Annotated in this window: 13 protein-coding genes; 5 read left to right on the forward strand and 8 right to left on the reverse strand. The window is 38.9% G+C overall.

Annotated features, from left to right (window positions below; translation table 11 throughout):
* Positions 1-30: 30 nt before the first annotated feature.
* Together KO513_RS07155 and KO513_RS07160 are read right to left on the reverse strand one after the other, a co-directional pair.
* Positions 31-789: a 3-keto-disaccharide hydrolase gene (locus KO513_RS07155; protein ID WP_215912858.1), complete on the reverse strand. Its 759-nt coding sequence runs from the start codon at positions 787-789 to the stop codon at positions 31-33.
* A gap of 236 nt (positions 790-1,025) precedes the next feature.
* A complete protein-coding gene (locus KO513_RS07160) occupies positions 1,026-2,330 on the reverse strand; it encodes an MFS transporter (protein WP_215912859.1) in 1,305 nt (434 codons plus the stop codon).
* Positions 2,331-2,464: 134 nt separating this feature from the next.
* Here KO513_RS07160 and KO513_RS07165 point away from each other — a divergent pair, with 134 nt between their 5' ends.
* Positions 2,465-2,617 carry a hypothetical protein gene (locus KO513_RS07165; RefSeq protein WP_215438359.1) on the forward strand — a complete coding sequence of 51 codons (153 nt, stop codon included), beginning with the start codon at positions 2,465-2,467 and terminating at the stop codon, positions 2,615-2,617.
* 24 nt (positions 2,618-2,641) lie between these two features.
* On the opposite strand, the gene KO513_RS07170 is transcribed toward KO513_RS07165, so the two are convergent.
* From KO513_RS07170 to KO513_RS07190, 5 genes are all read right to left on the reverse strand, one after another.
* Complete coding sequence (locus KO513_RS07170) at positions 2,642-3,727, reverse strand: PAS domain-containing sensor histidine kinase (protein ID WP_215912860.1); 1,086 nt, start codon at positions 3,725-3,727, stop codon at positions 2,642-2,644.
* A gap of 243 nt (positions 3,728-3,970) precedes the next feature.
* Positions 3,971-5,050: a PAS domain-containing sensor histidine kinase gene (locus KO513_RS07175; protein WP_215438361.1), complete on the reverse strand. Its 1,080-nt coding sequence runs from the start codon at positions 5,048-5,050 to the stop codon at positions 3,971-3,973.
* 152 nt (positions 5,051-5,202) lie between these two features.
* A complete protein-coding gene (folD, locus tag KO513_RS07180) occupies positions 5,203-6,084 on the reverse strand; it encodes a bifunctional methylenetetrahydrofolate dehydrogenase/methenyltetrahydrofolate cyclohydrolase FolD (protein ID WP_215912861.1) in 882 nt (293 codons plus the stop codon).
* Positions 6,085-6,134: 50 nt separating this feature from the next.
* Positions 6,135-7,472, reverse strand: a complete 1,338-nt coding sequence (ffh, locus tag KO513_RS07185) for a signal recognition particle protein (protein WP_215912862.1) — start codon at positions 7,470-7,472, stop codon at positions 6,135-6,137.
* Positions 7,473-7,646: 174 nt separating this feature from the next.
* Positions 7,647-9,017, reverse strand: a complete 1,371-nt coding sequence (locus tag KO513_RS07190; protein WP_215912863.1) for a hypothetical protein — start codon at positions 9,015-9,017, stop codon at positions 7,647-7,649.
* A 108-nt stretch (positions 9,018-9,125) separates the two neighbouring features.
* On the opposite strand from KO513_RS07190, the gene KO513_RS07195 reads away from it, so the two are divergent.
* The 4 genes from KO513_RS07195 to KO513_RS07210 all read left to right on the forward strand — a co-directional run bounded on the left by KO513_RS07195 (position 9,126) and on the right by KO513_RS07210 (position 14,293).
* Positions 9,126-9,638 (forward strand): RNA polymerase sigma factor, encoded by a 513-nt coding sequence (locus KO513_RS07195; protein ID WP_215438365.1) that lies wholly within the window; start codon positions 9,126-9,128, stop codon positions 9,636-9,638.
* Between the two features lie 168 nt (positions 9,639-9,806).
* Entirely contained in the window at positions 9,807-10,718 is a 912-nt protein-coding gene (locus tag KO513_RS07200) for a FecR family protein (RefSeq protein WP_215912864.1), read from the forward strand.
* Positions 10,699-13,218, forward strand: a complete 2,520-nt coding sequence (locus KO513_RS07205) for a TonB-dependent receptor (protein ID WP_215912865.1) — start codon at positions 10,699-10,701, stop codon at positions 13,216-13,218. Before KO513_RS07200 ends, KO513_RS07205 begins: the two co-directional genes overlap by 20 nt.
* A gap of 85 nt (positions 13,219-13,303) precedes the next feature.
* Positions 13,304-14,293, forward strand: a complete 990-nt coding sequence (locus KO513_RS07210) for a serine/threonine dehydratase (RefSeq protein ID WP_252735703.1) — start codon at positions 13,304-13,306, stop codon at positions 14,291-14,293.
* A gap of 7 nt (positions 14,294-14,300) precedes the next feature.
* Here KO513_RS07210 and KO513_RS07215 read toward each other — a convergent pair whose 3' ends face one another.
* A complete protein-coding gene (locus tag KO513_RS07215; RefSeq protein ID WP_215912866.1) occupies positions 14,301-15,104 on the reverse strand; it encodes a zinc-dependent peptidase in 804 nt (267 codons plus the stop codon).
* Between the last annotated feature and the right edge of the window lie 49 nt (positions 15,105-15,153).

Consider the following 15,153-nt stretch of genomic DNA (forward strand, 5'->3'; position numbering starts at 1 on the left):
TTGGATTGTTTGAGTATGTAGTTTAGTATTCTAAAGTTGTTTGATTTTTACATTTTTAAGCCAAAGTGGACTATCATGGTCCTGAAAACCGATATAACCCTTTTTAAAAGATCCGTATTTAGGAGCATCTTTCCATTTTCCTTTGGCCTTACGTTCTTTCCAGTCTTCTGACCAGGGCACGAAAGACAATAGTTTTTTTCCGTTAAGCCAATGCTCTACATTTTCTGGGGTAAAAATGATGCGTGACGTATTCCACTCTCCCGCAGGCTTGACTATTTTTTGACTTACATCCGGTAAGTGCATGGCGTAATCCGCACCTGTTTTTTGCCATTCCTCTAACTTGGCATTATTAATTTCTTCCCATTTAAGGTCATCCAGCATCTGATATTCGGGAGAGACCTCGGGTATGCTCCAATCCCCTTCTTGAATATGATACAACAATCCGCTATTACCTCCTTCCGGTATTTTCCATTCCCAATACAGTTCAAAATTATCGAACTCTTGGGCCGCATAGATAATATCCTTACCGCCTTTTCTATTTGCTTCGGTTCGTTTTTCGGTATCAAAAGTTAGGGCTCCGTCCTTAACTACCCATTGCGGCGGCAAATCATCTCCGTTATAGGCACGCCAGCCTTCTGTAGTAGTCCCGTCAAAAAGGTAAATCCATTCATCTGCTTCCGGGGTGGTTTCGGCCGTGGAAGCCGCTTTTGTCACTTCGTCTTTTTTTGTCTCGGTTTTACATGAGACAAGGGCTACCACAAGAGATAGCGCCAGGGCCGTTTTTTTCATTTTAATAGGTTGTTTAGGTTTTCGTTAATTCCATCATCATAGCAAAATTGAGGTACATTGCTAAAACATCTAAATCTAGGAACAATAGCGCAAGAATCAAAATGCAACTTTACCAGCTGCCTATCAAAGAACAAACTATGCCTCTTCTAGGGTTTAGAAAGGGATTTAGAACCCAGAGAAGTCTGAAAAAACCAAAATAGAAAGCTATCTAATTGTAATAATAAATCAAATTATGATTACTGCGGATTATTTGCCTTAACCGAACCTATAGCCAAAAAAAGTAGAAAAACAAGTCCTAGATACCCAAGTAACCTATACGACCCAAACGTACTGAAACAAAGACTGAAAATGGGTGGTGCAAGAGCGCTTCCCAAAATTAAAAACGACATCACCTTACCCGTTATGGCCCCTAAATGTGTACGGCCAAAGAAACGAGGCCATACAATAGCGTTGAGTACGGCAAAAAAGCCGCCTAAAACTCCGAAGCCACCAATTAGCATGGGAATACCAAAAGAAGAGGACAGGAACAAAAAACCCACGGAAGCCATAACCCCTCCTAAAATCATCAAATACAAATAAAGTTTAAGATGCAGGTAATCGCTTAAAAAATTAAAAATTAGAGAAATGGTTACTGCTACGACGGATGCCGGCAAAAATATGGATATGGCATCATCTTTCGGAAATCCTTCACTGGCAAAAACGGATACTACGTGAAAAGTTAACCCGGTAATAAAAAAACTATTAAAAGATAAGATCAACGCATACATCCAAAATGCTCGGGTCTGCTGGGCTTCTTTTGCCGTATACTGTTTTGCCAAGGGTATGTTCTTGGACTCTTCTTCGTTCACCAAAACCTCGCCATCCGGCAATAGACCGTGCTCCTCTGGTTTATTCTTATAAAACTGTAAGATACAAATTGAGAAAACCACTAGTGCCGCAGCCAATATTTGCCATGTAACCTGCCAACTATAACTTTCAATGAGTGCATTTACCCAGAGCGGTGAAGATGAAAAACCAAACGATATGGCCACACTGCTAATTGCATTGACCTTACCCCTATTCTTATCGAACCAAATCATGATAACATTACGGGAAGCCATAGTAAGTACTCCTTGGCCAGAAAACCTTAGAACAAAAAAGAGGGAAGCCATTATAACAAAGGGAACAAGCCACGTATCAACGTTTAACAAGCTTTTTACGAACGTACTCATTTGTACGGACCAAGAACAGAGCATAAGAGCCACTGCCAATGTAATCGCGGCAAAAAATGCCACGTAGCGAGCCCCATACTTATCAAACCAAACCCCGGCACGACCAATAACCAAAGAACTACATATAGTACCGATCATATACGCATTACTAAACTGGTTCCTGCTCAAACCTAAAGCATCCTTTACGGGATCCGTAAATACAGATACACCAATGGTTTGGCCAGGAATACTACAGTAAATACCAATGGTACCGATTACCAAAATAACATAACCGTAAAAAATTGGACTTTTGGCAGGGTCTACGAAAGAAAAACGGTTTGTATTGGCCATGGAATATGCAAAAGCCGCAAAAGTAAAGGTTTTGCCTTAGCACCTGCATTTCAACGTGTAAAGATTATGCAAAATTTATACATAAAACGCTGTTTTAAACGTTATGTACGTTCAAATCTATTTTTACTTGACCTATGAAAAAGTTCGCGTTTGTATTGTTCCTTCTTACGGTAATCATCGTAATAAGTAGTTGCAGTATTGATGACAGCAATGATATTGAAGTTATAAAACCCGGAGATACCGTAATTACAGGAAAGGTTTTAAAGGAAAAGAAATTTCTAAACTAGGCGTTTGGAACCCGTTATTACTTCTTACGACCATTCTTCAAATACAAAGGTAAAGGTGGTTCCCTGATTTATTTTGCTATCCACCTGTATACTTCCGCCTAAACTGGTTATATGCTTTTTTACCAAGTATAGGCCAAGTCCCTTGCTACCGTTGGCATCATGAAACTTTTGACTGAGTTCAAAAATAAGGTGTCCATATTTTTCCATATCAAACCCCAAGCCGTTATCACTATAAATCAACTTTTTCCGGCCCCTATCCATTTGAGTCTTGATAGAAATAATAGGTGCGACGCCAGGCCTTGCATATTTGGTTGAATTGGAAATCAGGTTTAGAAAAATACTCTTCATATATTCTCTATTGAACGGAACGAATTGCGCCTCGGAAAAATCCGTAATAAACTCTACATTGGAACCGCTCAGCAACGTACCAATGGATTGTGTAACCTCTTGAAATACCTCATTGAAATAAACGTCATCCAGTGCCTCTGCAACGCTTTCGCTTTCCGTTACGGCGTCAACATAAGCGTTTAATGATTCCTTCAATCCATCTGCAGAGCGTTTTACGTGCTCTAAAATCTGTAAGGTGGTGTCATCATTGATTTTGTTGGTATCCAGCATTTCTACGAGATAGACCAAATTATTTACGGGCGACCTTAAATCATGGGAAGTAATATGGTTTAACTGTTTGAGCTTTTCATTTGTTTCCACTAAGTCACTTACAAGAGAAATGCGCTCATTCTCCAATTCTTTTTTATGTGTTATATCCTTGGCTATGGCATAAACCAAGCCTTCATCTACGGACGGGGTAGCCGTCCAATACAGCCATACCAACTCCCCAGTTTTAGAAACGTATCTATTTTCAAAATTGCACAAGGGAATGTTATTGATCAAGTTCTGACCATGCCGGGCCGTTAACTCGCGGTCTTCCTCATAAATAAACTCCGTTATAGGCTTTGAATACAGTTCCTTATCCGTATACCCCAAAAGTTTTGTAAAGGCAGGATTTACTTTCTTAAAGTAACCTTCAAAATCTGTGATACAAAGATTATCTGTTGATAAGTTAAAGAACGGATCTAGCTTAAAGTTTTCGGATTCTATTAACTGTCTCATTGGTTTTGGTAAGGTATAACGAATTTAAAACGCTAAGTATAAGACAATTGTTGCTTAATCTCCAATTATTTTCATTGAATGAACAATTTTTCTTCGAGCAAAACGTTTGTTTGGATTTTTATAAAAAACCCTAAACAAATTATAAACTACTAACCGGATGTCTTAAAATACGAGCGATACGAGAAGTGGATAATCAATACACGGAAGGATTAAAATTAGAATCCCGTTAAAAATTGGCACCGATCAAGATTTAAATTTAATGGTAAAAGTACTACCCTCGTTTACTTTACTTTCTACACTTATACTACCTCCTAGACTGGTTATATGATTATGCACTAAATATAATCCCACTCCTTTACTGTCTTTAGTATTGTGAAATCTTTGATTTAGGTTAAAGATTAGGTGCCCCACTTTTTCCATGTCAAAACCAAGTCCGTTATCAGAAAAAGTAAATGTCTTTTCGCCGTTATTTTCGGTTGTGGTAATCTTAATTTCAGGGAAGCTGTCCGGCCTAGCGTATTTGATTGAATTGGTAATAAGATTAAGAAAAATACTCTCCATGTAAGACGTATTGAACTCTACACTTTCCATTCCGGAAAAGTCCGCATAAAATTTTGCTTTTGAGTCCTTGATTAAAGAACTGATAGAGTTCTGTACTTTTTGAAAAATAGTTTCAAAATACACTTCCTCTACCCTAACATTAGATTCTTCATTTTCCTTTAACGCATCTACATAAGAGTTCAATGAAGTTTTAAGGCCTTGTGCAGATTGCTTTATATATTCAAGTATTTTTTCATTATCCTCATCACTATTATCGTTAGACCCTAGAATATCCGCCAGATAAAGTAAGTTGTTGACCGGAGACCTTAAATCATGTGAAGTAGTGTAATTTAGCTGTTTAAGTTGTTGGTTTATTTTTGATAAATGAGCCACATGAGAGATACGTTCCGACTCCAAGTTCTTTTTGTGGGTTATGTTTTTGGCTATGGCATAGACCAATTGCTTGTCCGGCATGGGGATAGATGTCCAATGCAGCCATACCAATTCTCCGGATTTACAGATATACCGATTCTCAAAATTGACTAAAGGCTTATTATTTATCAGACTTTTTCTGTGGGAGGCGGTCAGTTCACGGTCTTCTTCATAAATAAATTCACAAATAAGGGAAGAAAACAGCTCCTCTTTAGAATACCCCAACAATTCAATAAACGCAGGATTTATTTTTCTAAAATATCCATCGTATCCAGCAACACAAAGATAATCCATGGATAAATCAAAGAAAGGATCCAATTGAATATCGGCAGAGGCAAGTGCTTCTAACATAAGATGGTTGGTTTATAGAGCGTTAACGCTCAAACCTAAATAATTGTTGCACTTAAACGAGAAAACAGATAAGAATTAAAGGTATAAAAAACCTAAAACCAGAAGACTCAATTTTATCGACTCAAAAAATCAATAAAAAGTCTAACGCGCCTCTAGTTATTTCTATGTCTTTCTCTGGCTAAAAGGGTATTTTTGAGAAGCATAGCAATGGTCATTGGCCCAACACCACCAGGAACAGGAGTTATAAATGAAGCTTTAGGACTAACCTCTTCAAAATCAACATCACCGGTAATATAATATCCTTTTTCCTTGGTTTCATCGGAAACCCTGGTAATACCAACATCTATGATAACCGCACCCTCTTTGACCATATCGCCTTTTAAAAAGTGTGGAACACCCAACGCAGATACAATTATATCTGCCTGCAAGGTCAATTCCTTAATATTCTGAGTTCTACTATGAGCTAAGGTAACCGTACAGTTTGCAGCTTCTCCTTTCTGGCTCATTAAAATACTAATGGGTCTACCTACAATATGACTACGGCCAATAACAACGGCATGTTTACCTTGAGTATCTACCTTATAACGCTTAAGAAGTTCCATAATACCAAAAGGAGTGGCAGATATGAAAGTTTCCATATCCAATGCCATTTTTCCGAAGTTTGCAGGGTGGAATCCGTCTACATCTTTATCCGGATCAACAGCCATTAAAACCTTTTCCTCGTCTATATGCTTTGGCAAAGGTAGTTGTACAATATACCCGTCAATATCCGCGTTGGCGTTAAGCTCATGAACTTTATTTAACAGCTCTTCTTCTGTAGTTTCACTAGGCAAGTGAATTAAAGTAGATTCAAAACCAATTTTCTTGCACGAGCGTACTTTGCTACCTACATACGTTAGACTTGCTCCGTCATTACCTACCAGAACAGCTGCCAAATGAGGTACTTTCTCACCGCGTTCTTTCATCTTCGCTACCTCTAAGGTAATCTCGTCCTTTATCTCGTTGGAAACTTTTTTTCCGTCTAGTAATGTCATAATATTCGGTTAGGTCTTAACTGGTCCTGTATTTTTTTAAAAACTTGGTTTTATTTCATGCCACGCATGTTTCCCATCATCTGCATCATCTTTTTACCGCCACCGCCTTGCATCATTTTCATCATTTTGCTCATCTGGTCAAACTGCTTCAAAAGTTGGTTTACTTCTTGCACTTGTCTTCCACTTCCTTTGGCGATACGCTTTTTACGGCTCATGTTCAATTTGGAAGGGTTTGAACGCTCATCTGGCGTCATACTATGTATAATGGCTTCAATGTGCTTAAAGGCATCATCATCTATATCCAATCCTTTAAGTGCTTTTCCGGCACCAGGAATCATCCCCATTAAATCCTTGATGTTACCCATCTTTTTGATTTGCTGTATCTGGGAAAGGAAATCATCAAAGCCAAACTTGTTTTTGGCAATTTTCTTCTGGATTTTACGGGCCTCTTCTTCATCAAACTGCTCTTGGGCACGTTCCACCAAAGAAATAACATCACCCATGCCCAAAATACGCTCGGCCATACGTGAAGGATGGAAAACATCAATAGCTTCCATTTTTTCACCTGTACCGATGAATTTTATAGGCTTATCTACTACCGATTTAATTGAAATGGCAGCTCCACCACGGGTATCACCATCTAACTTGGTAAGTACTACCCCGTCAAAATTTAAAATATCATTAAAGGCCTTTGCTGTGTTTACAGCATCTTGACCCGTCATAGAATCTACTACAAAAAGCGTTTCTTGAGGTTGTATGGTTTTATGGATTTCAGAGATTTCGTTCATCATCTCCTCATCTACCGCCAAACGACCCGCGGTATCTATAATAACTACGTTGTAGCCTTCTGATTTTGCTTTGGCAATACCGGCCTGTGCAATCTTTACCGGGTTCTTCTCATCACGATTGGAATATACCTCAACCCCAATTTGCTCCCCAACTACGTGCAACTGATCTATTGCCGCAGGACGGTACACATCACACGCCACCAATAAAGGCTTCTTTGTTTTTTTGGTTTTAAGGAAGTTGGCCAATTTACCTGAAAAGGTAGTTTTACCCGAACCTTGTAAACCGGACATTAAAATTATGGAAGGAGTTCCGGAAAGGTTAATCCCTTCTGTTTCCCCGCCCATAAGCTCCGTAAGCTCATCCTTAACAATCTTTACCATTAATTGGCCAGGTTGTAAAGTGGTCAATACATCTTGACCCAAAGCTTTTTCTTTGACCTTATTGGTAAATTCTTTGGCTATCCTGAAGTTAACATCCGCATCCAATAAAGCCCTACGTACTTCTTTAGTGGTCTCGGCAACGTTAATTTCTGTAATCTGCCCATGGCCCCGTAGGGTGTGGAGGGCTTTATCTAGCTTATCACTTAAATTGTCAAACATCGTCTTACTTGCTTTTGAAGAAAGGCAAATTTAATAATAACTACGCTAAAGAACGGGGCGTAAAGAAAAAAATATGATATCAAAAAAAAAGCACCCCTCTCACGAAGGGTGCTCTTTAAAAATCTGTGGGGCAAAAATAGGTATTCGGTTACTCTAATCCTTAACTATTAAAAGTTAGTTGCAAACTTTGCTCAATGCAACAATTTCTTCTTTTCTCTTTATTTTCATGTACTCCTGGCCGCATTGAAGCACCTGCCATTCGCCAATGTAACTTTCTAAATTCCCGGTAAGACCTTTTAAAATCAATACATTTTCCGTAACGTCCCAACTTCCTTCATCTACCACTTCACCATTGGGGTCATAAACCAGAAGACCTTGTTCTGCGAATTTTACGTTCTGTTCCTCAAAAAACTCACCTTTTTCATCCGCCAGTCTCCAGTTACATACTCCCAATCGTTCAACAATGGTTTCCTTATTACATATTTCCGGTTGATAGTCGCAATTCTTTTCTAACACCATAGAGTCATCCTCTACGAACATTTTTATCTTACCTTCTTTAATTTCGTATACTTTCCAAGTATTGGTAAAATAATCGTTTGCTTCAAAATTAATTTTCACAACAACTCTATACTCCTCAACGAACGTACTCCAATCACCGTCTATTCCGTAGCCATACTTATCATAGGCCGTGACCTTTCCGTCTTCCATAAAGGACAACGCATAACTATTGTATTGTTCAGATTGGTTTTCAGCTTTTGTTTGTACTTGAATTAGATTCCAAGGGCAATCAATTAACACATTGTCTAATTGGGGCTTTGTAAAATCATCATCATTGTAATCGTTATCATCATCTTCATCACATGCCTTTTTGGCCTGTTCCAAAATACTGGATATCTCTGTATTTGAGTTAACCACAACCTCGGTGCCATTTAAATATATCAAGGTGACCGGATAATCAAAACTCACCAAATCCGTATCTTCAAGACCAGCAAAAAATCTTCTTAACTCTGCATCATGGGCAACGGTTACAGAAGCCGTTTGTTGAAAATCAGGATTATAGGTAAATACGGTGGCAGGATAGACCAAGTCTACGCACTCAATATCCGCATCCGCACCTCCTTCAACACATTGAGTCACAAGTTTTTCCAAATCGGCTCTAGAACCTACGGTAACTTCCGTGTAATCTGCCATAGTAACGGTTACTGGAAAAACAATAACCATAGTACTATTGAAACCTTCTAAAGCATCCAAAAATTCTTCCAGAACCTGTAGGCCCTCCATAGAATCAATTGTTAGCCTTTCATTGTTCACTACAACCGTATAGGGAAATTGAATATCAAAACAACTGGCACCATCTACAATATTGTCATACGAACCATCATTGGAAACCGCTTCTTTTAGAAGTTCTAAAGTGGCGGAATCAACAGTTAAAGTTTTTTCAGCATCTATAGACTCCTCAAAGGGCTCTTCATCTTGACATGCGGTCAAGGCCATTAGCAGAGCCAGTAGGAAAGCTACTAATGAAAATTTAAAACACTTCTTCATACTGATTTGGAATTTAGGGGTACTTTGAAATTGAAACAACCCATTTTTAAAATACCCTACCTGAGCAAATTCATTTTTTTCAAATACCTTTGAAAAAAAATACCCTAATTGGAAACCAAAAATACAGGCAATGTTTGCGAAGAGCAAGTCTTTGATACAATTTTCAAAGCTAATTCTAAAACGGTTTTCAACTATATATATTATAAGTTTGGCAATGAGGAGAAAGCCCATGATGCCGTTCAAGAGGCATTTGTAAAACTTTGGGAGAACTGTGCCAAGGTTTCTCCGGAAAAGGCCAAATCGTTTGTTTACACCGTTGCCAACAATTTGTACCTTAATGTGATAAAAGCCGAAAAGGTACGTTTAAAGTATGCCGACAAGACCTTAAAGGTCACCCATGAATCGCCCGAATTCTTGATGGAGGAAGACGAATTCAAACAGAGATTGAACCGTGCCCTGGATAGCCTTCCGGAAAACCAACGGACCACTTTTCTATTAAATCGAATTGATGGAAAGAAATATGCAGAGATAGCCGAAATGGAAGGAGTAAGCGTAAAGGCTATTGAAAAAAGAATGCATTTGGCATTGAAATCACTTCGGGAAAAGATTGATGGGATATAGTTTATAGTGGTTAGTGGTTAGTGGTTAGTGGTTAGTGGTTAGTGGTTAGTGGTTAGTGGTTAGTGGTTAGTGGTTAAAATAGTTTTTAATATATAGCTATCATATACTAAAATTAAAAAGTAGGGTATTTACGTAATGAATTGTTACTAAGGCATAAAGCTAGAATTGATGCAAGAAAATCACTTAGCAAAATGGTTGAACAATGACCTCACAGAGGCCGAGATCGCAGAGTTTAAAAAGTCTGCGGAATATGCTTCCTATGAGCGCATTATTGCCGCTTCGGGCCAGCTAGAAGCTCCAGCCTTTGACGCTAACGAAGCCCTTATGGCCTTAAAGAACCAACGTACTTTAAAGGACACCAAGGTTGTACAGCTGCATCCTTTCAAGAAATTTTTACGTATTGCGGCAGCGGCGGCCGTTATTATGTTCGGTTCGTATTTTTATCTCAACTCTTTAGATGAAAACATTGTTACCAAATATGCCGAAAACAAAGAAATTACCCTTCCCGATAATTCCAAAGTACAACTAAATGCAGATTCCGAACTCTCTTTTAGTGAACGGAAATGGAGCAAAGAACGAAATGTTGAACTTAAAGGTGAGGCGTTTTTTAAAGTGGCCAAGGGCGAGCGTTTTACCGTTGAAACAAAAGATGGCGTAGTTGCTGTTTTAGGAACTCAATTTAATGTAGAAAACAGACCGGGCTTTTTTGAAGTTACCTGTTTTGAAGGATTGGTAAGTGTTACTTTTAACGATAAAGAAACCAAGTTGCCCGCCGGAAATTCCTTTTTGGTCATAGATGGTAAAATTACCCAGGTACCGGTATCTAAAACGGAACATCCGTCTTGGATCAATAATGAAAGTACTTTCAAAAGTGTTCCGCTTAAATATGTCCTTAGTGAATTTGAAAGACAGCATAATGTTACGGTTGAAACCAAGGATATAGACACAGAACAATTGTTCACCGGAACTTTTAACAATGCGGATGTGGATGTTGCGTTAAAGAGCATAAGCGCACCCTCGCAAATAAAGTTTAAATTTGAGGGCAGCAAAGTGCTCTTCTATGGCGATAAAAATCCGTAAACTTCTTCTTTTTATTTTAGGTCTTACGTGTTTTATAACCTCACACGATACTATAGCACAAACTGGCGAAAAAATAGCGCTGTCTACTTTTTTGCAACAGCTAGAGCAAGAATTTGATATTAAATTCTCTTATGCGGATAGTGAAGTACTTGGCCTTGAAATTTATGTTCCGCAACAAACTTCATTGCCCAATATCTTAGATGATATTGAGACCCAGACCCAAGTTGACCTAGAAAAAATTAACGAGCGGTATTACACCCTTACCAAAAGCAATTTTATTTCTATCTGCGCCACGGTTCTGGATAATTTTAAGATGAACACCCTCTATGGTGCCAGTGTAAAGGTCTTGGGAACCAACATTACCACTTTTATTGATGAGACCGGCACATTTGTATTGCACAACGTTCCCCGAAGTGCCTCTGTCCAAATTAAGCACTTAGGCTATAAAACCCTTTTTGTTAACGCTGATGAGCTAATTAAAAAAGAACCTTGTAAAACCCTTTTGCTCGCCCAGTTTTACCAACAACTAGAAGAAGTGGTTGTTTATGAATTCCTTACCAAAGGCCTTGTAAAACAAACCGATGGAAGCTTTCAAATGAACAGTGAGGAATTTGGCATCCTACCGGGACTTATAGAACCTGATGTTTTACAGACTGTTCAAGCATTGCCCGGCATAGAGAGTACGGACGAAACCGTGTCCAACATTAACATACGCGGGGGAAGCAATGACCAAAACCTTATTCTCTGGGATGGTATAAAAATGTACCAATCCGGACACTTTTTTGGGTTGATATCAGCTTTTAACCCTTATTTGACAGAGAAAGTAACCTTAATAAAAAATGGCACAGGAAGTCAATATGGCGATGGCGTAAGTGGTATTATAGATATGCGTACCAAAGATGCCATTGCAGACACTTTTTTTGCAGGTGCAGGTTTCAATCTTATTGGCGGTGACGTTTACGGACACCTACCCATTACCGATAAGGTTGCTGTTCAATTTTCGGCCAGACGCTCCCTTACAGATCTTATTGACACCCCTACCTATGATAAATTCTTTACTCGTGTTTTTGATGACAGTCAAGTAACTCAAGAGGGGAATTTCTATTTCTATGATTTTACGGGTAAGGTTTTGTATGATATTAATGACCGGCACAAGTTTCGTTTCAGCTTTATAAACATTAATAATCTATTGGATTACACAGAACGTGACATGTCCGATACCAATGAGATACACAGCGCCTTAAACCAAACCAACTTATCTCTCGGAGCAAGCCTAAGTAGTGACTGGACCGAAAAATTCGCTACGTATATCAACCTCTACAGTACACAGTACCAATTAGACGCCCGGAATATTTCCGCTAATGCGGAGCAGATACTTTTTCAGAATAATGAAGTTGAAGAAACGGCCTTAAAGCTCAGTACCAATTTTATGCCCAATGATAATTTCAACTGGCTTAATGGCTATCAATTTACAGATACGGGTATTGCCAATGAAACATCGGTAACACAACCACCTTTTGAGAGTAACGCCCGAAACGTTATTAAGAGTCACGCTCTTTTTTCTGAACTCACCTTTACATCAACCGATAAAAAAATCTATGCAAGAGGCGGACTTAGATTGAACTATTTAGAAAATCCGGACACTTTTAAGGAGTATATTTTAGAACCAAGATTAAGTTTTAACTATGCTCTTACAAGGCATTTAAAAGTTCAGGCGCTGGGCGAATTCAAGAGTCAAGCTATCAACCAGATTATTGATTTGGAGCAAAATTTTCTAGGTATAGAAAAACGTCGTTGGATAGTATCGGACGGAGAAAGCCTACCTATTACCAAGAGTAAACAAGGCTCTATAGGTATCAACTACGACCATGAAAATTTTTACGTAGGACTTGAGGCCTTTTATAAAGAAGTGGATGGCATTAGCACCTCAACGCAAGGCTTTCAGAACCAGAATCAGTTTAATGGGGAAATAGGAAAGTACGATGTAAAAGGCGTTGAATTTCTAATCAACAAAAAGACCGATAACTATAGTGTTTGGGCCAGCTACACCTACAATTTCAACAATTACAATTTCTCCGAAGTTCTACCCCCCAATTTCCCGAACAACCTAGATATAAGACATGCCGCTACCTTTGCCGGGACCTATACGTTGGAGAACTTTAAATTGGGTATTGGGCTAAACTATCGTACGGGAAAACCCTATACGGAGCCAGATCCGGATGAACCATTGGACACTTCTTTTTTTCCTAATAGAATTAATTACCAAGATCCTAATAGTAGCCGGTTACCCGAATATTTACGCGCCGATGCTTCCGCCATTTACAATTTCAACATTACAGAAAAATTGAAAGCATCCGCAGGTATTTCCGTTTTGAATTTTACTAGCAGAAAGAATATTTTAAACAGTTATTATCGTTTGAATGAAGACAATGAGATAGAAAAAGTAGAAAACGTTTCTTTAGGTCTTACGCCCAATGTTAGTTTTAGAGTCCGATTTTAATAAGAATTCAAGAGCTCTCCCCCATTAATTATAATTAATTTTAAAGGATTAATTATTTCTTTCACTTCTTAGAAACCTTCCATTTATGCCTACAATAGAAGATATTAAAAATGCCAGAAAACGCATTGACAATTATGTGCTCCAAACCCCAATTTTCACCTCCTCTTTATTAAATGATTGGCTCGGGCATGAAATTTATTTTAAAGCGGAATGTCTTCAAAAAATAGGTGCATTCAAAGCCAGAGGGGCCTGCAATACAATTGCCTGGCTGGTAGAAAACAACAAAAAACCAAAACACATCATTGCCAATAGTTCCGGTAACCATTCGCAAGCGGTTGCTTGGGCCGCACGCCAATTCAACATTCCCGCTACTATTTATATGCCCGTATACGCATCAAAAATTAAGATACAGGCTACCCAATCCTACGGTGCCAAGGTAGCGCTTTGTGAAAATAGAAACCTTGCCGATGAAAGTGTACTCTCCGCTTCCAAAGAAGAAGGAACGTATTGGATACCGCCATATAACCATAACCAAGTCATAGCCGGGCAAGGAACGGCCGTATGTGAGGCACTTGAGCAGGTTTCAGGTATAGATGCCGTTTTTGCCCCTTGTGGGGGAGGCGGACTTTTATCCGGTACCGTAATCGCAACCAATGCCTTATCTCCAAAGACCAAAGTTTTTGGCGTTGAACCTTTAAATGCCAATGATGCAGCAGAATCATTGCGAACCAACCAAATTCAGAGATTACAGGCCACACCGGACACACTCGCAGATGGTGCAATGACCATGGCAGTAGGAGACATTACATTTGAGTACCTAAAACGTTTAAATGGCATGTACGAGGTTGCAGAAGCCAAGTTAATTTACTGGACCCAATGGCTGACCCATTTATTAAAATTGCACGTTGAGCCTACAAGTGCCATGGCAATGCAAGGCGTAGTGCAATGGCTAAAAAACAGCTGTAATAAAAAAAGGGTGATGGTAATTTTATCCGGAGGGAACATAGACCATACCAATCAGCTTAAAATATGGCACACCAACCATTTGGACACTAGACCTAGCTTGGCTATGTAAGACATTATTACGTTTCCATGGCTACCCCACCTAACGGTTCATTAGGAAGTACTTGAAAATCAAAACCTAACATTTTTTGAATAATACCGTACAACTCCGGAAAATCAGCTAAAAATAGGTGCGGTGTCTCGGCATAATTTTCAACGGCAACAGAGAAGAATTCCTGTAGGTTGGTCATACCGTAATCCCTAAAATAATTGGAATCCACTAACTTCTGGGCATAGCCCTCCCTAAGAAAAAGTTCTTTTATTTTCTTAAGTCCCACTCTAAACTTCCGAGCTTCCCATGAGCTCTGTTTAATCATTTCAAAACTTAGCGCATGTGCAAATTCATGTAAGGCCAAGTTTACATTATCATCGGCAATACGGAATCCTTCCCAAATGGTATCCGCAGAAAAAATTACCGTTTTAAAACGAGGGTTGTACTCCCCTAGATGGTGCCTTCTGTTAATGCGGGAATAATATTTTGAGGGATAAATAACAATACGCAACAGTGATTTACGCATTTTATAGCTCTTAAGACCCAATGCCATTAGAACCACGGATGCACTTAAAAGTAACGTTAACTCTTTCTTTTGATTCACTTTTCCATAGAAAATGAACTTTTTTCTACTCCTGAACCATATAATCCGTTTATCACATTTTGCCTTTAGGGAAGGGCTAAGCTTAGAATACACCGCAAAATTATCCGTAAGAAACCTTTTTTCTTTTTCCGTAAGAGGTTTGGTCCTTACAAACGGATTCAACGCATAAAGCCCCAACGTATAGTACACTATATAAAGCGCCTGAATGCAAAGAAATGCTACTGCCAAAATCTTGAAATTGTACTCTGTTAGCATATCCTCTACAACTCCAAAAACG

Origin of the sequence: Zobellia sp. B3R18 (genome assembly GCF_018860715.1) — a bacterium.
Taxonomy (GTDB): domain Bacteria; phylum Bacteroidota; class Bacteroidia; order Flavobacteriales; family Flavobacteriaceae; genus Zobellia; species Zobellia russellii.